Here is a 22,779-nt window from a genome sequence, read left to right on the forward strand (position 1 = left end):
TTACACCTCACCATTTTCTAAATCTACTAATACTTGACGCGGCTTGCTTCCACGCTGCGGTCCGATTACTTGATTGTTTTCTAAGTCATCCATGAGACGCGATGCTCTATTATACCCGATTCTGAATTGACGTTGTAATAAAGAGGTACTCGCTTTTTGCTGTTCCACAACAAAGAGATACGCTTCATCATAAAGAGGATCCTCACTTTTCTTCTCAGTACCTTCCGGTGTCGTACCAGGTTCCATTTCCTTAACATAATTAGCTTTTTGCTGATCAATAACAAAGTTAACGACATTTTGAACTTCCTGGTCGCTTAAGAAGGCACCTTGAATACGTGTTTGAATTGAACCTCCGTTGCCGAAGTACAACATATCCCCTTTACCAAGCAATTTCTCAGCGCCGCCTCTATCGATAATTGTACGAGAGTCTGTTTGCGAGCTGACAGCAAAGGCAATTCTTGATGGAATGTTGTTTTTAATCAAACCAGTAATGACATCGACTGAAGGTCTTTGTGTTGCGATGATTAAATGAATACCAGCAGCACGTGCCATTTGTGTAATACGCTGTATTGCATTTTCCACATCTTTTCCGGCAACCATCATCAAGTCTGCCAACTCATCCACAATCACTACAATATACGGCAACAATGATTGCTTTTCATCCAGTTCTTCATTTTGGCGTTTCATGTAATCATTGTAACCTTCGATGTTTCTTGTACCTGTGTGTTGGAATAAATCATAACGGCGTTCCATTTCTGAAACAATTTTTTCTAATGCTTGTGATGCTTTATGCGGATTAGTAACTACAGGTATTAATAAATGCGGAATACCATTATATACATTCAATTCTACCATTTTTGGGTCAATAAGCATGAGTTTTACTTCATGCGGCTTCGCATTCAGTAAAATACTCGTAATTATTCCGTTGATACATACGGATTTACCACTTCCTGTAGAACCTGCCACAAGCAAGTGCGGCATCTTGTTTAATTCCACACTGATGGGTTCGCCTGATATATCTCTACCCAAACCTACTTCTAATTTATTCTTAGAAGGGAATTTCTCGTCTAGAACCTCTTTTAGCGATACTAGTGAGATTTTATCATTCGGTACTTCAATACCTACGGCTGAACGGCCTGGAATCGGTGCTTCGATACGTACGTCTTTGGCTGCTAAAGCCAGCGCAATATCATTATGCAGATTGACAATCTTGCTGACTTTGACACCTTGTGCAGGCTGTACTTCATATTGCGTAACAGCCGGTCCGATTTTAATTTGTGTGACTTTCGCATTCACATTGAAATTTTTCAATGTATTTTCTAACAAGCGGCCTTTCTTTTGAACTTCAGCACGTGATGTTGTTTTTTGTTTTGTAGGTGTGTTCAAAATAGAAAGCGGCGGTAATTGATAATCTGAGTTTTCAACTTCGCCCGCATCAGAAATAGAACCCATCGCATCAGGTGATGCTTTTGAATCAGCACTGTCATTGCTTTGTTCGACCAATTGACGTTTAGGTCGTTTTCTTGGTGCTGCCTCTGCTTGTTCTGGTTCATGATTGCTTGGTGCTTTTGGCGCGCTTGTTTTCTTATCTTTCGGCTCATCTCCAAAGATTGGAATAGCACTGTCTTGTTTTTCTTCTTCAGGTATCGGCACCTCTGTGAAATCACTGACATCTTTAACTTCTTCTTGTTGCGCTGCACGTTCTGCTGCTTGTTCTTCTTTTTGACGGCGTTTTTCTTCTTTACGTTCAGCTTGGCGTGCTTTTCTTTCTTTTCTATGTACTGCTGCTTGTTCACTGCCTGATTTCAAGTTCTCTAATAATACTTTTGCCATATCTCTATGACGGCGTTTAGATAATAAAATAAAACTTGAAATAAACAGAATGACTGTAAAGACAACTACTCCGACAATAGAAACGAGCGGTATTGAAAAATGTACTAAGTAGTAGCCTAAAATACCGCCGCCGAAGTTAGGGAAATGTGTTTTATCATATTGACGATACACATACGAAATCACAGGTTCTCTATCTCCAACTGCACCTTTTGAAAACACTAAATACAATTGTGTCGCAAATAATAATGCAAATTGCAGTACAATCGATCCTGTTAATCTTCTCGTTTTAGGCAATCTGCCGTTATAAGCTAAAAAGCCGGAAGCGAGAATGACTAAAATATATGTTAAATATCTGCTGTAACCGAATAAATAGTTGAAAAATGTATCAATCACTCTTCCTATTATTCCTAATTGGAAGGCACCTAGAACAACAAGTACTACAGTAATGATTGCTGCTATATAGCGCAATGGCGCTTCATTTTGTTTTTTCTTTGTGTTTCTCTTTTTAGCTGTAGTTTTTCTTCTTGAATTGGTTGTTCTTTTCTTTCTTTGTGCCAAAACATACACCTTCTTTTCAATAAAATATGCTCAAGTGAATATGTATCGCAAGCACGTTGAACAAATGATGCTTTGATTCAACATGGCTTACTGACTAACTTGCCATCTCTATATTTTAACATGGAACAAAATCACATTGTTAAAATTTAAATAATATGATGAAATGCTATGATACGCATAAAAGCACACCATAGCATTCTTGTATGTTAAACATGCATACTGTTCCTTAAACTTCTGAAATAATCGGAATAATCATTGGACGGCGTTTAGTGTTTTCAAATAATAATTTGCTGATTTTATCACGCATATTTTGTTTGATTTCAGACCATTCAATACGACGTTCTTGCAGACCAAGTTCTACAATTTCACGTACTTTTTCTTCCGCTTCTTTCAATAAAGCTTCACTCTCTCTGACATAAACAAATCCGCGAGATTGAATTTCCGGTCCAGCCGCAATTTGTCTATTCTTAGGATCAAGTGTAACAACCGCAATGAAGATACCGTCTTCAGCTAATAAATGACGGTCGCGCAGTACGATGTTGCCTACGTCGCCGACACCGATACCATCAATCAATACGTTGCCTGATTCTACTTTCTCGTTTAATATCATTGTTTCACCGTCAAAGTTTAAGACATCGCCTTTTTCAGCTAAGAAAATCTTTTCAGGCGCAACACCCGCTTCAGCTGCTAATTTCGCATGTGCAATCTGCATTTTGAACTCGCCTTGGACAGGGATAAAGTATTCCGGCTTCATGATGTTGATCATCATTTTAAGTTCTTCCATGCATCCATGACTTGAAGCGTGGATTTTTTTGCTGTTAGGGATAATATCTGCACCGGCACGTGCCAATTCATTTAAAGTATCCCCGATAATTACTTCCATATTTGCAGAAGCAGTCATCGCTAAGAAGACTGAGTCGCCTTCTTCGATATTCATAATTTTATGTTTTTGTCTTGCCATTTGATTCAATGCTTCTACAGGTTCGCCTTGCATACCTGTCGCAATGATTACGACTTCGTTCTTAGGATAATTTTTAACTTCATTAATCGGAATCAGCAAGTCTTTCGGAATGTCGAAATAACCCATTTTACGTGCAATATTGAAAGAAGATTCAAGTGAACGTCCTAAGAAAGAAACTTTGCGGTTTAATTTCTTAGCAATGTTCAGCACTTGCTGAATTCTGATAAAGTTCGATGCGTAGCAAGACACGATTAAACGGCCTTTTACTTTAGTAAATGCATCCAGCATATGTGATTCAATCACATTTTCAGGTGTATTGTAACCTGGTTTCTCAGCTTCAGTCGAGTCGCTGATCAACGCAAAGACACCCTCTTCGCCGATTTCAGTCATTTTCTTCAAATCAGGCGCATAGTTGCCTTGCAAGCTTTGGTCGAATTTGAATTCGCCAGTGTACACAATTGCACCGTAAGAAGTATGAATTGTTACACCTAAGCTGTCAGGAATACTGTGTGTTGTATTGAAGAATGATACATTTACATTTTTAAAACGCATCACTGATTCATTATTCACTGTATAATATCTGATTTTCTTATCGATTTTACGTTCTTTCATATATTCTTTAACTAATGCTAAAGTCAATTTTGAACCATACACTGGAGCGTCTACTTGTTCCAATACATAGCTGACTGCACCGATCGCATGTTCATGACCGTGCGATAAGAAAATACCTTTCAATCTGTCTTTATTTTCAACAACATATTGAATATCAGGAATAACAACGTCTACACCCAGCATTTCATCTTCTGGGAACATTAAGCCTGCATCCAACATGAACATTTCATCGTCAACTTCAACGATATACATATTTTTCGCAATTTCACCCACTCCGCCGAGCGGAATGATGCGTATATTTTCATTCTTTTTCTTTACTAAGTTCAATTTTTCTCCTCCTATTTATAATCCCCGACCATATAAGTATTCACTGTATATTATAAGTTAAATTCTTTTTAATGTACACTACTAAACATGTAGCGAGACTGCATTGTCTCTACCTCTTATATAAAAAAAGAATGCTCGCTCAGCAAATTCATGCCGCACAAGCATTCTTCATAATCATTTGAAATTCTGATTAGTTGTTTTCTTTGTTTAATAAGACACGGTGAGAAGCATTGACACGGCCTTTACCGTCAATTTCAGTTACTTTAACTTCGATTGTGTCGCCTAAGTTCAACACATCTTCAACTTTGTTGATGCGTTCATTCGCAATTTGAGAGATGTGCAGCAATGCATCTGTACCTGGGAATAATTCCACAAAGGCACCGTATTTTTCAATACGTTTTACTTTTGCATTGTATAATTGGCCGACTTCAGCTTCACGTGTAATTTCTTCGATAATTTCACGCGCACGGTTAATCATGTCTTGGTCTACTGCACCAATGAAGATTGTACCGTCTTGTTCAATATCCAATTTAACGCCTGTTTCATCAATGATTTCATTGATTTTCTTACCGCCAGGTCCAATGACATCTCTGATTTTGTCAGGTTTGATTGTCATTGTTTCAACTTTAGGCGCATAAGCACTTAATTCCGGACGCGGCTGATCAATCGTTTGAAGCATATGTTCTAAGATTGTTAAACGGCCGACACGTGCTTGTTCTAAAGCTTCTTCGATAATTTCTCTTGTTAAACCATCGATTTTAATATCCATTTGGATTGCTGTGATACCTTCTTTAGTACCGGCAACTTTGAAGTCCATGTCGCCTAAAGCATCTTCCATACCTTGAATATCCGTTAAAATTGTATAGTTATCATCACGTGTCACAAGTCCCATCGCAATACCGGCAACAGGTGCTTTGATTGGTACACCGGCATCCATTAAAGCAAGTGTAGAACCGCAAATAGATGCTTGTGATGATGAACCGTTAGATTCCAATACTTCACTCACAATACGTACTGTGTACGGGAAGTCTTGTGTATCTGGAATAATGTAACGCAATGCGCGTTCGCCTAATGCACCATGTCCGATTTCACGGCGTCCAGGTGCACGTACAGGGCCTGTTTCCCCTACAGAGAAGTTAGGGAAATTATAGTGATGCATGAAACGTTTTTCTTCTTCTGGTCCAAGACCGTCGATAAGCTGATATTCGCTTAAAGCGCCTAATGTCAATACTGATAACGCTTGTGTTTGACCACGCGTAAATAAACCTGAACCGTGTGCACGAGGCAATAAACCGACTTCTGATTCTAGTGGGCGGATTTCATCCGGCTTACGACCATCAGGACGTACCTTTTCATCAGCGATTTGACGACGTACTTCTTCTTTGACTAAGTCATTTAAAATCGCATTGACTTCAGAAAGTAATGCTTCGTTGTCCGGATCTTCTTCATCTTCGAACTCTGCGATGATTTCATCGCGTACTGCATCGATGTTATCTTCGCGTTCTTTTTTATCAAACGTTTGAATTGCTTCTTTCAAACCTTTTTCTTGTGTAAGTGCTGTTACTTTTTCTTCAACCTCTTGGTCGCGTTCAACAGGAACGAACTCAGATTTTTCAGGTTTCAGATATTCGATAATTTCTTCTTGGAATGCAACTAAACGTTTAATTTCTTCATGACCGAAGAAAATCGCATCTAACATTTCTTTCTCAGTGATTTCGCTTGCGCCCGCTTCTACCATGTTTACCGCATCTTTATGTCCGGCTACTTCTAAATCTAAACGTGATTGTTCTTTTTGTTCTAGTGTAGGGTTGATGACATAATTTCCGTCCACATAACCGACATTGACACCTGCAATCGGTCCTTGGAATGGAATATCAGATACGCTTAATGCCATTGATGAACCGATCATTGCTGCCATTTGCGGCGAACAATCCGGATCTGCACTCAATACGATATTCATGATTTGAACATCGTGACGGTATCCTTTAGGGAATAATGGACGAATCGGTCTGTCGATTAAGCGCGCTGTTAAAGTCGCTTCATCTGCAGGACGTCCCTCACGTTTTTTAAAGCCGCCTGGAATTTTACCAGCCGCATACATTTTTTCTTCATAGTTGACAGTTAATGGGAAGAAATCACCATCACGCGGTTCTTTTGATGCAGTTGCTGTAGATAATACGACTGTATCACCATATCTTACAAGTACCGCACCGTTCGCTTGTTTTGCCATTTGCCCAGTTTCAATTGTTAACGGACGGTTTGCCCATTCGGTCTTAAACACTTTCTTGTCTTGAGACATTAGGAATCTCCTTTCTCTTGCTACCTCTTTTACATTAATAAGTCTATCATATCATTTACATGATTATTTTTATACGAACTTTAGTATCCAAGCTATAAAAAAAGGAAAGCAACCAACGATGGTCCTTTCCTCTAACTGGTATCTGCTTAATTACTTATTAAAAAGATTAACGACGGATACCTAATGATTTGATTAATTCACGGTAACGTTGAATATCTTTTTTACGTAAGTAGTTTAATAAGTGTCTGCGACGACCTACCATTTTTAATAAACCACGACGAGAGTGGTGGTCTTTTTTGTGTGTACGTAAGTGATCGTTTAAAGCATTGATTTCTGCAGTTAATACTGCGATTTGTACTTCTGGTGATCCAGTATCAGTTTCGTGTACACGGTATTGTTTGATTAATTCGTCTTTACGTTCTTGTGAAATTGCCATAGTCAATTTCCTCCTTTTAATTTGTAGTCTCCCCAGTCTGAGCCAGGCGTCGGAGTATCGACCTGCCAAGAGTGAGGACTTTATATCATTTTGATTGCTTGAAGCAATCATTCCGACTTAAATATTATAAGATACTTCATCTCCGAAATCAACTGCTAATAGATATTTTGCTTGTTCTTTATCTTTATTCATCTGTTCAACAAGCGGATCAATCCCGTCAAATTTGATTTCAGGTCTTAAGTAATGGTGCCAAAAGACAACCACACGTTCACCATAAATATCTTCGTCAAAATCAAAGATATTCACTTCGATGACAATATGTGATTTCTTAGGGTCATGGAATGTCGGTTTGACACCCACATTACATACACCTCTGTATATACGGTGTTCAGCACCGATTTCCAAGCTGACCGCATATACACCTTTTTTCGGCAGTACATAGTCATCGCTCGGTTCAATGTTCGCAGTTGGGAAACCGATAGTTCTGCCGCGTTTCTCACCTTGAACGACTGTTCCTTTAATGCGGTAGCGATAACCTAATTCGTCATTTGCTTTTTGTAAATTGCCTTCTTTTAATGCTTTTCTAATTTCAGTTGTTGATATTTTCTCAGAGAACATTTCTTGTTTACTCACAATCGTTGTATTAAAGTTTGCCTTATATTCTTGGAGTACAGACATATTGCCTTTGCCGTGTTTGCCGAAAGTGAAATCAAAGCCGGCAATGACTTCTTTGACATGATTTGCGACTAAATAGTTATTCACAAACTCTTCAATCGAAACATCCGCAAATTTTGATGTGAAATTGACAATAATTACATAATCAATATCATAGGATTCTAAAATATCGATTTTATCTGTTAAAGGTGTTAAATAATCTGTTCTCTTTTGTTTAGGATTCAACACCACTGAAGGATGCGGATCAAAAGTCATGACTGCTTTTTTCAAATTATTTTTTTGTGCGATGTCATTTAAAGCATGAAAGACTTGTGCATGACCTTTATGCAAGCCGTCAAAAAATCCCAATGCCATAGCAACGTCTTCTTGTATATATTGCTCAGGTTGTATCGGATGTGTAACTTCAATTACTTTCATTTTTCGCGATGCTCCTTTAATTAAATACCTTTTTCGGTTTGATTTCATTTGGTTTTTCAGCATGCGGTATATAGAGGGCAAGTGCCTTGTTGGTTTCACTGTCTTCCATGACCGTAACTGAATCAATCACTTCAGAAAATTCATTTTTATAGAATTTCTGTCCATTTAAGATACGTTGTTTGATTGATGGGTCGTCAATTTGAATATGAGGCAACCCTTTCAAACCATATTCTATCGGAAATAGCTTTTCCTGTAACGCGTCTTGCTTATATAATGCATCAATCTCCTCCAAAGTTAAACTATCTTCAATAGAAAATCCGCCGCTTTCAATACGTGTCAATTGCGACATATGCGCAGGATAACCTAAGCTTGCTCCGATATCTGTCGCAAGTGTTCTGATGTAAGTTCCTTTGCCGCAGCGGATCAACAAGTCAAAAGTACATATTCCTTGTTCATAATGCACTTTTGAATTTCGTTCGATTTCATAAATATGAACCTTTCGTTTCGGACGCTCAACCGTTTCATTATTTCTCGCATACTCATAGAGTTTTCGTCCATTCACTTTTACAGAAGAATACATCGGCGGAATCTGTTCGATTTCACCTTTAAATTCCGCAATCGCTTGATCAATCTGTTCCTTTGTCAATTCCTCTGTCACTGTTTTTTGTTCTAATACATCGCCGGTTTGATCTTCTGTAGTAGTACTGAATCCTATCGTCACTGTGGCTTGATAGGCTTTGCCCATCTCCATGATATAATCGCTGACTTTTGTTGCGCCTCCGACACATATCGGCAATACTCCATTCACTTCTGGATCCAGCGTACCCGTGTGTCCCACTTTTCTCGTATGTAAAATTTTACGTAATTTAAAGACCACATCATGGCTGGTTAAACCGCGTTCTTTAAATACTGGTAAAATACCTTCCATCAACAACACCTCATCTCTGTTTCATACCTCATCTATTTTACATGAAATCCGCTCTGAATTATAGACCGAGAAAAATGCGATAAATGAAAGTACATTGCCTTCACTTATCGCATCTATATTAATCCATATCATCATCGTCATCCTCTATTTCAAACCATGAAACTGAAACAACGCTCTTATTGAGTGCATTGATTTTAACGATTGCACCTTCATCATCATCTACCACTTGCTGAATTACATATAACGGCGGTTTGACATCTTTCTCTAAGTTAATATAGATGAATTGCCCCGGCACTTCTCTTTGCGCAATAGCTTTCGCTTCATTTTCGCTAATGTAAGGCGGTGAATCAGATGATTTGCGCGAAGTTTCTTTTTTATCAGGTTTAGATTTTGATTTGGATTCTTTTTTTATTTTTTCTGTATGCACATTTTTAATTGTGCCGTTTTTCTTATCTACCTCTAAGTCATAATGCAAACCTTCATCCAGCAGCTTAATCTTATAAGCAGTTTTATCTCGATTCAAACTCGATGACAGTATTTTGCCGTCATAACGTTCATCCGCAATTCTTTCTGCTTCTTGCTTTGAAATATCAGTTTGTCCCGACTTGAAATAAATAATGGCACCTAAAATCACGATTAATAAACAGATAATCACAACCAAAAGTATTTTAATCATCTTTTTGATTATCATCTGGTGTCACCTTTTTCATTTTCAAAATAAACGTTGTTCCAACATCCAACTCGCTTTCAACTTCAATATCAATAGCATTACGTTTGGCTAACTCATAGGCAATATATAAACCTAAGCCAGAACCTCCTGATTCTCTTGCTCTGGCTTTATCTACACGATAAAACTTTGTGAAAATCTGTTCTAAATCCGCTTGTGGTATTCCAATACCTTTGTCTTTGATTTGGACATGAATTTCATCTGACTGCGTTTTAGCTGTTATCTCTACTTCTGCTTGACTATACTTAATCGCATTGTCTAAAAAGATAGTAATGAGTTGTTTGAATTGCTCCTCATTGACAAAAGCATATGTTTGGTTATCAGATTTAAAAGTAATATCACGCTGATAAGCTTTAGATAAACGTATAGCTTTTTGTTCCAGCACAGCATTAATATCGACTGCTGTTCGTTCAGACGGGTGGCTGTTGCGTTCTACTTTTGCTAAGTCCAACATTTGTTCAGTTAAATATTTCATACGTTGTGCTTCACTGCTGATGGCTTCGATACTTTCATTTAAAATATCTTCTCTTGTCTTGCCGAACCGCTTCAGCATTTTACTATAAGAATTAATTACTGTTATCGGTGTTTTCAATTCATGAGAAGCATTCAAAATAAAAGTTTGCTGCTTCTCATCATGTTCTCGCAAATTTTTCATCATTTCATTATAAGTTTTAGTCAGCGCTTGCAATTCTTTCGTGTCTTTTTTATTAATATCCATAATCACATAATTGTTCGTATCAATCGTCTTCTTCATCTTTTCAATCAACTGATTAATCGGCTGCAGAATAATTTGTGTCAATAAACGATTAAGCAAGAACACAATTAATAAGATAAATAAAGTCGACAGTGTCAATACAATCTTCAAAATATCGTATTTGCTGTATTTGAAATCGATATTCTCAAAGATTTGCAGATTGCTGACCTCGCCATCTTTCCAAATTACAGGGATACTCACCACTACAAAGTGATGTCCCCTTTTTTCAACGGCTTTCTTATATTGCTTGTTTTTATAAGGTTCGCTTAAGTCTTTGTATTTAGTATTAGAAGTGACTTGGAATTTATTTTCATTGTCTTGTCCGACAATTGCGATATAACCATCTGTTAAAATCAAACTTTGCAAGACACTCTCTTTATCAGTATTATTCTCTTTTGCTTTTCGCAACTCTTTCATCGTACTGACTGCTTTATCTTCAAGTTGATCTGTTTCAGCGTTTAAAGAAGTCGTCCGATAAATGAAATAAATTGTGAAATTCGTAATAATTACCACAATCGCAATCATTAAAGTGATATAAATTTGAAGTTGTGTACCTAACTTCATGACTCATCTCTCATCATATAACCTACACCTCTGACACTAGAAATAATAGAAGTATCCGTAGTATCTAATTTCTTTCTGAGATATCTGACATAGACATCGACAATATTCGTATCTCCAACAAAGTCATAACCCCAAACATATTCAAGTATTTGTGCACGCTCTAAGGCGATGTTCTTATTAGCCATAAAGTAATACAAAAGATTGTATTCTTTTTGTGTCAGCTCAACTAATGTCTGGTTTAAATAGACTTCTCGTGATTGCGGATGCAGCTCTATGTCTCTGAATTTTAAAGTTTCATCTGGTTGTGGCTGATTTAGTTGCTGCTGTTTCAGATGTGCTCTGATACGTGCTAATAATTCCTCAATTTCAAAAGGCTTAGTAATATAATCATTCGCACCAGAGTCTAATCCGCTCACTTTGTCCATTACCGCATCTCTCGCTGTAAGCATAATAATGACAACGTGTGCATCTTCATTTCTGATACGTCTTAACACCTCTAGTCCATTCAATTCAGGAATCATAACATCAAGCAAAACGGCATCTATTTCATGCTCATGATAAAGCTTTAGTGCCTCTTTGCCTGTATAAGCAATATGCACGTCATATCCCTCATAAGTGAGTTCTAATTCAATGACACGTGCAATTTTTTCATCATCTTCAACAATCAATACGGTCTCCACTCTTTATTCACTCCTACTTCAGCGCAAGTCCAACATGCTGCCAAAAGACATAATACATTACAATCATTGCGATCATGTACAATGGCATCAACCACATGCTTAAATGCATCAGCTGTTTAATTGTAAATGCCTTCTCTTTATTTTCATAAAACAATAGTAAAGCTTTGGAACTGACAGGAAATGTTAAGCAATAGTTCATACCGATTAATGCCATAAATACAACTGCCGTTAAATTCAATCCGAACATTTTGCCGAATACAATCAATAACGGAATAAACACAACTGCACGTGAAGTATGGCTCGTAATATATAAATGAGATGTTACTGAAATTACTACAATCAATACTAACGGCACAAACGTATTTGTCAGTTCTAAATGATGCATCACTTTAAATAAATTATGCTGAATAACATCCAGCACTTTATATTTCGCTAAAAGATTACCAAGTGCTGTAGCACCTGCCACAAAGAATATCAAACTCCATGATACTCTGTTGAATGCTTCTCGCCATCCGATCAAATCAATTTTAGGCAGCATCATAATCAAACTCATCAATATTGTAATAAAGGCAATATCAAATTGGTGTACAGGTTCAGTAATCCAAAGCAGAACAGTTAAACCAATCAATACCAGTGCTTTTTTCTCTTTAGTCGAAAAAGGCTGCTTTTCATGCACAGGTTCATTTGTTGTTTCTGTTACTTCTGCTTCAATCGGCTTCATATAAATCTTTTTTATCATAAGCAGACTGATAATGCCAATCACAATACCAAAAGGCAAGCCCCAAATTAAAAATTGCAAATAAGTAATAGACTGGTCTGCTTGATTTTCTAATAAACCGATACCAATCAAATGACTTCCTGCACCGATTAGAGATAAGTTTGTCCCCATCAATACTAAAATCGGCATTAATAAACCAAGATATCGGCGATTGGCACTAAAGCGATTCGTAAAAGCTTGATAAACTGGCAATAGTGCAGCGGCACGTCCGGAAGTTGACGGAATAATCAAAGATAAAATCTGAATGAATATAAAGACTAAAACATTCAATCTTTTTTCAGATGTGCATTTGATTTCTATCCATCGGATTAAACGATCCAGCAAGCCACTTGTTTCTACGACACCACCAATAATAAACGCACCAATCATCAGCCAAATAACATGCTCTTCTAACGATTCATATAAAATCGATTCAGGCAGCCCAAGCAACACGCCTAAACACACTACCAGCATGGCTGATAAGCCTGCCGGCATTTTGCTGAAAATAAAAAGTCCTAAAGATAAAACAAATAATGCTACACTCAATTGTCCGAGATAAGACATATTGGTTTCTAAAAAGAGCCAAATTGTAAAAATAAGATAAAGGAGTGTAACGATTAACTTTGAATTACTCATTGCTGCATCACGAAATGATGGCTTGTTGTAATGCTGGGACCTTGTTCATGTTGCGCTTGGTTTATTTTTGCACCGATTTGAATAGCTTTGAAGATATTACGTGCACACTCTTCAAGCCATTGTTCAGCGTATTCAATTGATACATCTAATGATGAAGGTGCTTTGATAATGCTGTGGAATGCATCAATGCCGCTTTGATAATTGAATTCTGCTTGTTTGCCGATTGTACCTGCTAAAGCAATCACCGGTTTATCATATTGTTCCGCAATGCGTGCAACTTCTGCTGGAATTTTACCATTCGGTGTTTGATAATCTAAACAGCCTTCAGCGGTAATAATCAAGTCGGCTTGTGCAATCACGGGTTCAATATGCAAGTATTGCTGAATCAAATCAAAACGCGGGTGCAGCGTCGCATGCGCAAATGCCATTAAACCTGCGCCTAATCCGCCTGATGCACCTGAACCATTTTTATAAGCAACTTTTTGTCCTGTTGTCTGTTTGATGCGTTCTGCTAAATGTTCTAAATTGTTTGCTAAGTGTTCTACTTCGTCCGGACTTGCACCTTTTTGCGGTCCGAATACTCTCGCAACACCTTTTGGTCCGCATAAAATATTAGACCAATTCACTGCCACATCTATTTGTGTTTCTAAGATACGCGGATCTACTTGTGAGACATCAATTTGATCAATATGATGAATTGCACCGCCGCCATGAACATGAATATTTCGTCCTTGTTTATCTTTAAAACGCACACCGATAGCTTGTGCCATACCAACGCCACCGTCTGATGTACCAGAATCACCACAGCCGATTAAGATACGTTCTGCGCCATGGTCAAGTGCGTGTAGCATTGCTTCTCCTACACCGTAAGTAGAAGTGTGAAGCGGATTTCTTTGGTGCATAGGCACATGTCTTAATCCTGCGATGGCTGCCATTTCTATTACCGCTACCTTTTGTTTATTCTCATAAAACATTCCATAATGCGTTTTACGTTTTTGACCTAACGGATCTTGTACATGGATAGTATATAATTGTCCATTTTTAATTTGAGTGATGGTTTGTGCGAAACCTTCTCCGCCATCTACCATTGGAATCACCTTTACATTCAGACTCTCATCTGCCGAATGCAAACCATTTTTAATTGCTTTTCCTACCTCTGCTGAGCTTAAGCTTTCTTTAAAGCCTGAGGGAATTACTGCTATTTTCATAAATTCAGCCTCCTTGAAATACGATTAACATTTATATTAAGGAGGTTAAATTTGTAAAGAATTAGAGAATTATTAGAATTCGATTAAAAAAATAGCCGGACACTTAATTATGTGCCCGGCTGTTTCATTCATCCTCCATCAACTTAGTCGTTTTTATGAAGGTCTTGTATCATTTTTTCGATTTTATTTCCGTATTCAATAGAATGATCATATTCAAAGAATAATTCAGGAACCATTCTTAAACGTATTCTTGAACCTAATTCGGATTTAATAAAGCCTTTCGCTTTTTCTAAAGCTTTGAAAGTATCGTCTACTTCTTTTTCTTTGCCTAGAACAGTTAAGTAGACTTTTGCTTGAGATAAATCATTTGTAACTTGTACGTCAGTGATCGTTAAAAATCCGATTCTCGGGTCTTTAACTTTCGTGTTAATGATATCCATTAACTCTTGTTTCATTTGTTCACCAACGCGTTCAGCTCTCATTTTACTCATGTGTATTTCACCTCTTTATTTGAACAATGAACGATTCAGTTCAATCCAAGATTATAAACTAAAATCGCTCCTTTGACAAAGGTTTTCCCTTTCTTTCAAATGATTAATCTCTTTCTCCTCCACCTATAATGTAAACAAACAGTTAAGCATGTTAATTTTGCGTAAATGTAATGGAGACCATTTCAAAATAAACTTAACGTTTCATTTACATTCCGAAAGTGTCTTTTCAAAATATTGCTGGTAAACACCTCAAAACATGATACCTAAAGCGTTTTTTTATCATCTTCATTTCCTAATACAACAAACTCAAATGCCGAAGTGTCAATAAAAGCGCTTTAATGGAGTTGGAAGTTCATTTCATTTTTAAAATTCATTTCAAAAATTAACGTCTAATGAAACGAAAAGGATTCCTCTTTGTTTCATCAAATAAATGATTAAAGAGGAATCTTTTCAATTACAATGTTTAATTTATGATTGTGCTGCTTTCAAACGTTCTTTTCGTTTTTCTTTATTCATCAAAATCACTAAAATCAACGCTGCTAAACTACCTGCTGCTGATACTGCAATACCAATTTTGAAAATCATTTGGTAGGCTTCAAATTCATGCCCTTTGAATTCATCTAATAACTGACCATTCATCGTATACACCCAGAAAATCGGCGCATAAGCCATAAATGAGCCGACACTCATTGCGGAACCTGAATATTTCTCAGGAAGCTTGAATTCAGATATCGGCGCCAAAATAACACTTTTAGACAAGAATGTCGTCAATGAGAAAGTAAATAATAAAATCATGCTGAGGACTAATCCTGTTTTAAAGAAGACCACTATTAACAACACGATAGATGACAAGAATAATGCCACAAAGATCATTTTAGTCGTAGATTTAAAGACATAGTCAGAAATTACACCTGTAATTACACCCGCTAATACCCCTACAAAACCGGTATTCAATACACCGAACACTGCAGTTTGTGCAGTTGACAGATGATATTGATTTTGTAAGTAAGGTACACTATATACTAAAATAATGTAACCCCAGTAAATAGACATCGCCGCAATGGCTGCTAACCATACTTTAGGTTGAATTAATACATAGAATAAACCTTTTAAGGCATCTAATGATTTTTCTCCTAAATGCTCATGCTCGATTTTTTCAGCTGAGATACCATTTTTCGGAATGTATTTCCAAATTAAGAATATCATCGGCAGAATCAATAAGTTGTACGTAAACATCGCACCTTTAAATACAACTAAGCCGCTGATTAATGCCATGACTGCTACAACAAGCAAGCTCATAACCACTTCTTCTAAACGGTGAATCGCTTCTAACAAACCAAATCCTAAACCGCGGTGCTGTTTATCCGTAAAGAAGATGACACCGTTTAAGACTGCCGGCCAAAAGAACGCATCTGTTAAACCCCAAATGACCGCAATCACTTTTAATGTTTCAAATCCAGGCGCAAATAAAATAATATAAGTCATTGTCACAAAACGAATCAATAAACCTGTGATTAAAATCGAACGAATTGAAAAACGGTTGTTGATCCATCCGCCAGGAATATAGAAAAACATAGAAATCCCGATTAAACTGAATACTGCACCTAATTGCGCATTAGATAAATGCAGCACTTGAAGCAACGTATTATAAAATGAACCTTTGAATGCCTCAAATCCTGAATAAATCAATTGTCCTGCTGTTACAACTGTTAAATAACCGATTAATGCTTTATTATCTTTCATTCCTAATTTATTAAGTAGCCAATGCATGATTATTCCTCACTTTCCATATCTTGTAAATGAACAAGTTTTTGAGGAACATCACTAAAGACACCATCTACACCAAAGTTAAACAATTGGTTGACACGATCAATGTCATTGACAGTATATACATTCAACGTATAACCTTCTGATTTCACTTGACTGACAAAAGCTGACGTTAAACCTTTGTCTTCAAGATGCAGAATTTTAGTATCCGCAAATGCCAAGACAGTACGCCAATCTTCATAAAATGCACAAGTTTCATACAATACTGCACGCGGATATTGCGGCAGCTGTTCTTGTACTGCTTTTAATAACGGAAGGTTAAAACTAGAGAAAAGAATTTCAATATCAGCGTCGAATTGCGCCATTTTCTCCGGTAACTGACGCATCAAAGCTTCCATTAATTTCGGTCCGTTTTTACCTGTAATCCCTTTTAACTCAATATTGACATTCAACTTTGCTTGGTTAATGAATTGGATAAATTCATCAAACGTCAATACTTTTTCATCTTTGAATCTTGTACCGAACCAGTAACCGGCACTTGCTTCTTTGATGCGAGCATAAGGCGTTTCACTGACCTCTCCTGCAATAGAAGTTGTACGTGCTAAGTAGTCGTCATGGATTAAAATTAATTGCTCATCGGAAGTAATCGCAATATCTACTTCAATCCATTGTAATTCTGGAATCTCTGCCGCTGCTTCATAAGCGGCTAATGTGTTCTCCGGTGCAACACTCGGAACACCTCTGTGTCCAAATATTGTTTTCATAGTTGTTCACCTACTTAAATGTTTAATACATTAATGCTCAATGGCTCGGTATTGTTTCTCTCTTTTCACAATCCGTACCATCAACTGATTAACTTGAGATAATCATATGCGCTCTAAAAGAATTACGCAATCTTTTTTATATTTTATCATTTATAATTTACATACAATTAACATTGCAAGTAAGTAAGCGTTTTAAAATTTACATAAATGAAACATTGAAAGGTATAAGCAATCAAAAAATCCAACCTGATTTCAGTGCTTCACTGTTATCAGATTGGATAGATTGACAGAAAATCTTTATTTTTTATTCAGACATCACGATGATATTAAAGAAATGGCCATCGATATCTTCGAAAGTGAACCCGTAAAAACCGTTGCGTTTTTTCGGCTGATCAATGACTTTTCCACCGGCTTTTTGAACTTCTTTTGCCAATGCGTCTGCTTCTTCATTAGAATCTGTTGATAATGAAATCAAGGCATCATTTCCATGTGGTATGCGATGAATATATTTTTCAAATTGTTGTGCAGCGACGACCATAATCGGTGAACCTTTATCAGCTTTTATCCCAAACATGATCCCTTCTTGTTCTGGTCGTTCCATGATTTCAAATCCGATTGCTTTATAGAAGACTTTGCTTCTTTCTAAGTCTTCACTATGCAAATTAAACCATAAATTGTTCATAACATTCATAACCTCCCCGCTGATTAATAGAATACTTTACCCTTATTTCACATGAAAAAGCACTCCCTATTGGAAGTGCTTTTCATTAAAGTAACAAGCTTATCTTTCGATTTCAACCATTTCATATGCTTCAATGATGTCATCTACTTTTAAGTCATTGTATTTTTCAATTGTAATACCGCACTCATAACCTTGTGCGACTTCTTTAACGTCATCTTTGTAACGTTTTAATGTGTCTAATTGACCTTCGAAAGTAACGATGCCGTCACGGATAACACGCACACCTGCGTTACGTGTGATTTTACCGTCAGTCACATAACAGCCCGCGATTGTGCCGACTTTAGAAACTTTGAATGTTTGACGTACTTCTGCTTGTCCGATTACTTTTTCTTCGTATTCAGGGTCAAGCATACCTTTCATCGCAGATTCGATTTCTTCGATAACGTTGTAGATGACACGGTGTAAACGCAAGTCAACATTTTCTTGTTCAGCTGCACGTTTCGCACCTGCATCTGGTCGAACGTTGAAACCGATGATGATACCGTTAGAGGCATTCGCAAGTGTTACGTCTGATTCGTTAATCGCACCTACTGCTGTGTGGATGATACGAACGTTAACACCTTCTACATCGATTTTCATTAATGATGCGGCTAATGCTTCTACAGAACCTTGTACGTCACCTTTGATAATAACGTTAAGGTCTTTCATTTCGCCTTGTTTCATTTGTTCGAATAAGTTGTCTAATGTTACGTTTTTGCTTTCTTGACGTTGTTGAAGAATGCTTTCTTCATGACGTGCTTCACCGATACGGCGTGCTTGTTTTTCATCTGAGAATGTTACGAAGCGGTCACCTGCTTGAGGTACATCATTAATACCAGTAATTTCAACTGGTGTAGATGGTCCAGCAGATTTAATACGTTTACCTAAATCATTCACCATTGCACGTACACGGCCAAATGTATTACCTACTACAATCGCATCTCCGACATGTAATGTACCGTTTTGAACTAATAATGATGCGGCTGGTCCGCGTGATTTATCTAATTCTGCTTCAATCACTGTACCTACTGCACGTTTATCAGGGTTAGCTTTTAATTCTTGTACTTCAGAAACTAATACAATCATTTCTAACAAGTCTTCGATACCGTCACCGCTTAACGCTGAAAGCGGTACGAAGATTGTGTCGCCGCCCCAATCTTCAGGGAATAAACCATGTTCAGTCAATTCTTGCATTACACGATCAGGGTTTGCTGTCGGTTTATCTACTTTGTTGACTGCTACGATAATCGGCACATCTGCTTCTTTAGCATGGTTGATTGCTTCAATTGTTTGAGGCATTACACCGTCATCTGCCGCTACAACTAATACAGTGATATCTGTCACTTGCGCACCGCGTGCACGCATTGTTGTGAACGCTGCGTGTCCTGGTGTATCTAAGAAAGTAATTTTCTTACCGTCGTTAGTGATTTGATAAGCACCAATATGTTGTGTGATACCGCCTGCTTCACCTTCAGTCACGTGTGTGTTTCTGATAGAGTCAAGCAATGTTGTTTTACCATGGTCAACGTGTCCCATGATTGTCACAACTGCAGGACGCTCTACTGCATCCGGATCTTCTTCTTCATCATCGAAGTAGATATCTAAATCTTCTTCATCAATAACAACTTCTTTTTCAACTTCTACACCGTAATCATCAGCGATTAATTCGATTGTTTCATCATCTAATGATTGGTTAATGTTAGCCATGATACCAAGCAAGAATAATTTTTTCACAATGCTTGATGATTCAATATTCATTTTATCTGCTAACTCGCCAACAGTAATACCTTCTAAATAAGTGATTTTTTCAGGTATCTCCTTAACTGGTTCCGGTTTTGGTGCTTGTTTTTGATTATTATTGCGTTTATTTTTATTGTTTTTATGGTTATTTTTGTTGTTTTGGTTCTTGTTGCCTTTTTTATTATTCTTTTTAGCATTTCCGCTATTATTATTGTTTTTATCTTTATTGTTTTGATGTTTTTTGTGATTATTTTGAGCAGCTTTATTGTCTTGCTTATCTTGAGATGAACCCGGTTTGAACTTTTTGTCCAAGGCTTTGATTTCATTTGGTTCTAACGCTTGCATGTGGTTAGACACCTCAACGTTCATCTTTTTCAATTCATCAATAACATCTTTACTTTTTAATTTTAAATCTTTTGCATACTCGTAAATTCTCTTTTTACTCATATAATCACTCCTTACGTTATTCATCTATCATTGATAATAGCTTTTTGGCAAAACCGTTATCCATTATAGCTATATTCACGCGAGAAGATTTGCCAAGTGCTTGGCCCAATTCTTCTCTGGTACCGAATATACGCAACGGAACGTGGTAACTTTCGCATTTTTGGCTGATATCTTTAGTTGTTCTGTCAGAAGCATCTTCAGACAAAATCACTAAAGGTACTTTTTTCTTCTTAATTTCTGCTAAGATGACTGATTCACCTGATTTGACTTTACCAGCCCGCATTGCCAATCCTAAAAAATTCAAGATGTTGCTCTTATTCATTTTGGAATCTCTTCTCTATAGATGAGACGTATGATTTCTTTATAGACAGGCGCTAAAGTTTCAGCATCAGCTTTAAAGAACTTTTCTAAAACGCCTTTTTGCTGAGCCTTTTCTACTAATGCGACATCTTTAGAAACATAAGCACCGCGGCCTGGTTTCTTGCCTGTCGCATCGGCAGAAATCTCTCCCTCTTTATTAATTACCACACGAATCATATCATTTTTCGGACGCATTTCATTTGAAAGTATACACTTTCTCATTGGAATCTTCTTTTTCTTCATAAAGGCATTCACTCCAAATTATTCTTCTACGTCTTTTTTATCGTCTTGTTCTTCTGTTTCAGCTTCTTCTGAGTTGTCATCTTGTACTACAACTTCATCTTCTTCTGAAACTTCAGGTACTTCTTCTACTTGTGCTACTACAACTTCTTCAGAAAGATCTTCTTCCGCAGCATCTTCTGTTTCGTCTTGTTCCGGTACTGGATAAATACCAGCTTCTCGTGCATCTGTTTCAGATTTGATATCAATTTTCCAACCTGTAAGTTTTGCGGCTAAACGTGCGTTTTGACCGCGTTTACCGATTGCTAATGATAATTGATAGTCCGGCACAACAACAGTTGTAGATTGATTGTCTTCGTCTACGATTACTTCAAGCACTTGTGATGGGCTTAACGCATTTTTAACAAATACTTTAGGATTTTCGTCCCATTGTACGATGTCGATTTTTTCTCCGCCTAATTCTTCAACGATAGCTTCAACACGTACACCTTTTGCACCTACACATGCACCTACTGCATCGATATCATCATTTTCTGAGAACACACTGATTTTTGAACGGTCGCCCGCTTCGCGTGCTACTGATTTAATCACTACCACACCATCATAGATTTCCGGAACTTCTTGTTCGAAAAGACGTTTCAGTAATCCAGGATGACTGCGTGATACATAGATTTGAGGACCTTTTGTTGTTTGTTCAACTTTGTTGACATACACTTTGATGCGTTCGTTAGGAATGTAGCTTTCATTCGGACTTCTTTCAGCTTCAGATAATACTGCTTCAGTACGTCCTAAGTTGACATACACATAACGATGGTCGACTCTGTCGATGATACCAGTTACGATGTCTTCTTCTTTATCGATGAATTCATCATAAAGAATTTCTCTTTCAGCATCGCGCAAACGCTGCATCACAGCTTGTTTTGCTGCTTGTGCACCTACACGGCCGAAGTCTTTAGGTGTAACATCTTCTTCGTAAATATCGCCGATTTCATATGCAGGGTTTTTCACCAATGCAGTACTGATATCAACTTCATCGCGATCATCAAAAACTTCTTCTACAACTTCTTTTCTTGCGATGACTTTAAAAGTACCTTCATCCATATTTAATTCTACACGTGCATTACGTGAAGATTCATAATTCTTTTTATAAGCAGTAATCAATGCAGCTTCAATGGCATCGATTAACACTTCTCTAGGAATTTTCTTTTCTTTTTCTAAATACTCTACTGCTAGTAATAATTCATTTGACACGGTTAAATCCTCCTACTCAGGTTAAATCAAAACTGCATGACGTGCTTTAGCAATTTTATTTCTTGGGATTTCAACTTCCTTTTTCTTTTCTTTCACTTGTACTTGCATAACAATGTGATCGTCGTCTACAGATTTCAAGACGCCCAACCATTCTTTTTCTCCTTCAATCGGGGCATAAAGTGAAACAAACACAGGTTGATCAACTGCATTGCGAAACGCCTTATCGTCTTTGATAGGACGTTCAGCACCTGGCGACGCTACGTCTAAATAATACATTTGTTCAATCGGATCTACTTCATCCATCGCTTCGCTGATTTTTTCAGATGCAAGTGTGCAGTCATTCAAATCAACACCGCCCTCTTTATCAATTGAGATGCGAAGGAAGCGATCTTTACCCTCTTTTGCGAATTCAATATCTACAAGTTCAAAATTCAAATCATCTAATACCGGTTGAATAATTTCTTCGATTTGTTCAGTGATTTTACTCATGCTGACCTCCTTTTAAGCAAATAGAAAAGAGCGGGTAAACCCCACTCTTTGTGACTAAAGTTCATTTTTTACGCACTATGATTATAACACAGAGCGTATTGAAATGCCAATTGAAGCCCAATTAACACTTTCTTGGT

General features: G+C 37.3%; 20 protein-coding genes. All 20 read right to left on the reverse strand.

All coding sequences use genetic code 11. The annotated features are described in order from the left end of the window. Entirely contained in the window at window positions 1-2,391 is a 2,391-nt protein-coding gene (locus C7N65_RS02780; RefSeq protein ID WP_105992940.1) for a DNA translocase FtsK, read from the reverse strand. Window positions 2,392-2,617: 226 nt separating this feature from the next. Further along, window positions 2,618-4,291, reverse strand: coding sequence for a ribonuclease J2 (rnjB, locus tag C7N65_RS02785; RefSeq protein ID WP_105992941.1), 1,674 nt, complete (start codon window positions 4,289-4,291; stop codon window positions 2,618-2,620). A 190-nt stretch (window positions 4,292-4,481) separates the two neighbouring features. Further along, a complete protein-coding gene (gene pnp / locus C7N65_RS02790) occupies window positions 4,482-6,590 on the reverse strand; it encodes a polyribonucleotide nucleotidyltransferase (protein ID WP_105992942.1) in 2,109 nt (702 codons plus the stop codon). A 166-nt stretch (window positions 6,591-6,756) separates the two neighbouring features. Then, window positions 6,757-7,026 (reverse strand): 30S ribosomal protein S15, encoded by a 270-nt coding sequence (gene rpsO / locus C7N65_RS02795; RefSeq protein WP_105992943.1) that lies wholly within the window; start codon window positions 7,024-7,026, stop codon window positions 6,757-6,759. 117 nt (window positions 7,027-7,143) lie between these two features. After that, window positions 7,144-8,118, reverse strand: a complete 975-nt coding sequence (locus C7N65_RS02800; protein WP_105992944.1) for a bifunctional riboflavin kinase/FAD synthetase — start codon at window positions 8,116-8,118, stop codon at window positions 7,144-7,146. Between the two features lie 16 nt (window positions 8,119-8,134). Continuing rightward, on the reverse strand, window positions 8,135-9,049 hold the full coding sequence (gene truB, locus C7N65_RS02805; RefSeq protein ID WP_199790642.1) for a tRNA pseudouridine(55) synthase TruB: 915 nt from the start codon (window positions 9,047-9,049) through the stop codon (window positions 8,135-8,137). Window positions 9,050-9,164: 115 nt separating this feature from the next. Beyond that, the gene (locus tag C7N65_RS02810; RefSeq protein WP_105992946.1) at window positions 9,165-9,737 is read right to left on the reverse strand and encodes a PepSY domain-containing protein; all 573 of its coding nucleotides are present in this window, start codon (window positions 9,735-9,737) and stop codon (window positions 9,165-9,167) included. Beyond that, complete coding sequence (locus C7N65_RS02815; protein ID WP_105992947.1) at window positions 9,715-11,091, reverse strand: ATP-binding protein; 1,377 nt, start codon at window positions 11,089-11,091, stop codon at window positions 9,715-9,717. The genes C7N65_RS02810 and C7N65_RS02815 overlap by 23 nt, the downstream gene beginning before the upstream one ends. Further along, on the reverse strand, window positions 11,088-11,771 hold the full coding sequence (locus C7N65_RS02820) for a response regulator transcription factor (protein ID WP_105992948.1): 684 nt from the start codon (window positions 11,769-11,771) through the stop codon (window positions 11,088-11,090). The genes C7N65_RS02815 and C7N65_RS02820 overlap by 4 nt, the downstream gene beginning before the upstream one ends. Window positions 11,772-11,784: 13 nt before the next feature. Beyond that, the gene (locus C7N65_RS02825) at window positions 11,785-13,164 is read right to left on the reverse strand and encodes an SLC13 family permease (protein WP_105992949.1); all 1,380 of its coding nucleotides are present in this window, start codon (window positions 13,162-13,164) and stop codon (window positions 11,785-11,787) included. Further along, complete coding sequence (locus C7N65_RS02830) at window positions 13,161-14,372, reverse strand: glycerate kinase (protein WP_105992950.1); 1,212 nt, start codon at window positions 14,370-14,372, stop codon at window positions 13,161-13,163. Before C7N65_RS02830 ends, C7N65_RS02825 begins: the two co-directional genes overlap by 4 nt. 143 nt (window positions 14,373-14,515) lie before the next feature. Then, window positions 14,516-14,863, reverse strand: coding sequence for a 30S ribosome-binding factor RbfA (gene rbfA / locus C7N65_RS02835; RefSeq protein ID WP_105992951.1), 348 nt, complete (start codon window positions 14,861-14,863; stop codon window positions 14,516-14,518). Window positions 14,864-15,331: 468 nt separating this feature from the next. Beyond that, a complete protein-coding gene (locus C7N65_RS02840; RefSeq protein WP_105992952.1) occupies window positions 15,332-16,633 on the reverse strand; it encodes an MFS transporter in 1,302 nt (433 codons plus the stop codon). A gap of 2 nt (window positions 16,634-16,635) precedes the next feature. After that, window positions 16,636-17,394: a glycerophosphodiester phosphodiesterase family protein gene (locus C7N65_RS02845; RefSeq protein ID WP_105992953.1), complete on the reverse strand. Its 759-nt coding sequence runs from the start codon at window positions 17,392-17,394 to the stop codon at window positions 16,636-16,638. Window positions 17,395-17,698: 304 nt separating this feature from the next. Further along, window positions 17,699-18,076, reverse strand: coding sequence for a VOC family protein (locus tag C7N65_RS02850; RefSeq protein WP_232167202.1), 378 nt, complete (start codon window positions 18,074-18,076; stop codon window positions 17,699-17,701). 99 nt (window positions 18,077-18,175) lie between these two features. After that, a complete protein-coding gene (gene infB, locus C7N65_RS02855) occupies window positions 18,176-20,302 on the reverse strand; it encodes a translation initiation factor IF-2 (RefSeq protein WP_105992955.1) in 2,127 nt (708 codons plus the stop codon). Window positions 20,303-20,318: 16 nt separating this feature from the next. Continuing rightward, window positions 20,319-20,624, reverse strand: coding sequence for a YlxQ family RNA-binding protein (locus C7N65_RS02860; protein ID WP_105992956.1), 306 nt, complete (start codon window positions 20,622-20,624; stop codon window positions 20,319-20,321). Next, on the reverse strand, window positions 20,621-20,905 hold the full coding sequence (gene rnpM / locus C7N65_RS02865) for an RNase P modulator RnpM (RefSeq protein ID WP_105992957.1): 285 nt from the start codon (window positions 20,903-20,905) through the stop codon (window positions 20,621-20,623). Before rnpM ends, C7N65_RS02860 begins: the two co-directional genes overlap by 4 nt. Window positions 20,906-20,923: 18 nt before the next feature. Further along, the gene (nusA, locus tag C7N65_RS02870; RefSeq protein WP_105992958.1) at window positions 20,924-22,153 is read right to left on the reverse strand and encodes a transcription termination factor NusA; all 1,230 of its coding nucleotides are present in this window, start codon (window positions 22,151-22,153) and stop codon (window positions 20,924-20,926) included. Between the two features lie 21 nt (window positions 22,154-22,174). Next, window positions 22,175-22,642 carry a ribosome maturation factor RimP gene (rimP, locus tag C7N65_RS02875; protein ID WP_105992959.1) on the reverse strand — a complete coding sequence of 156 codons (468 nt, stop codon included), beginning with the start codon at window positions 22,640-22,642 and terminating at the stop codon, window positions 22,175-22,177. Between the last annotated feature and the right edge of the window lie 137 nt (window positions 22,643-22,779).

The sequence above is a fragment of the Staphylococcus simulans genome (genome assembly GCF_002994445.1).
In the GTDB taxonomy this organism is placed as follows: domain Bacteria; phylum Bacillota; class Bacilli; order Staphylococcales; family Staphylococcaceae; genus Staphylococcus; species Staphylococcus simulans_B.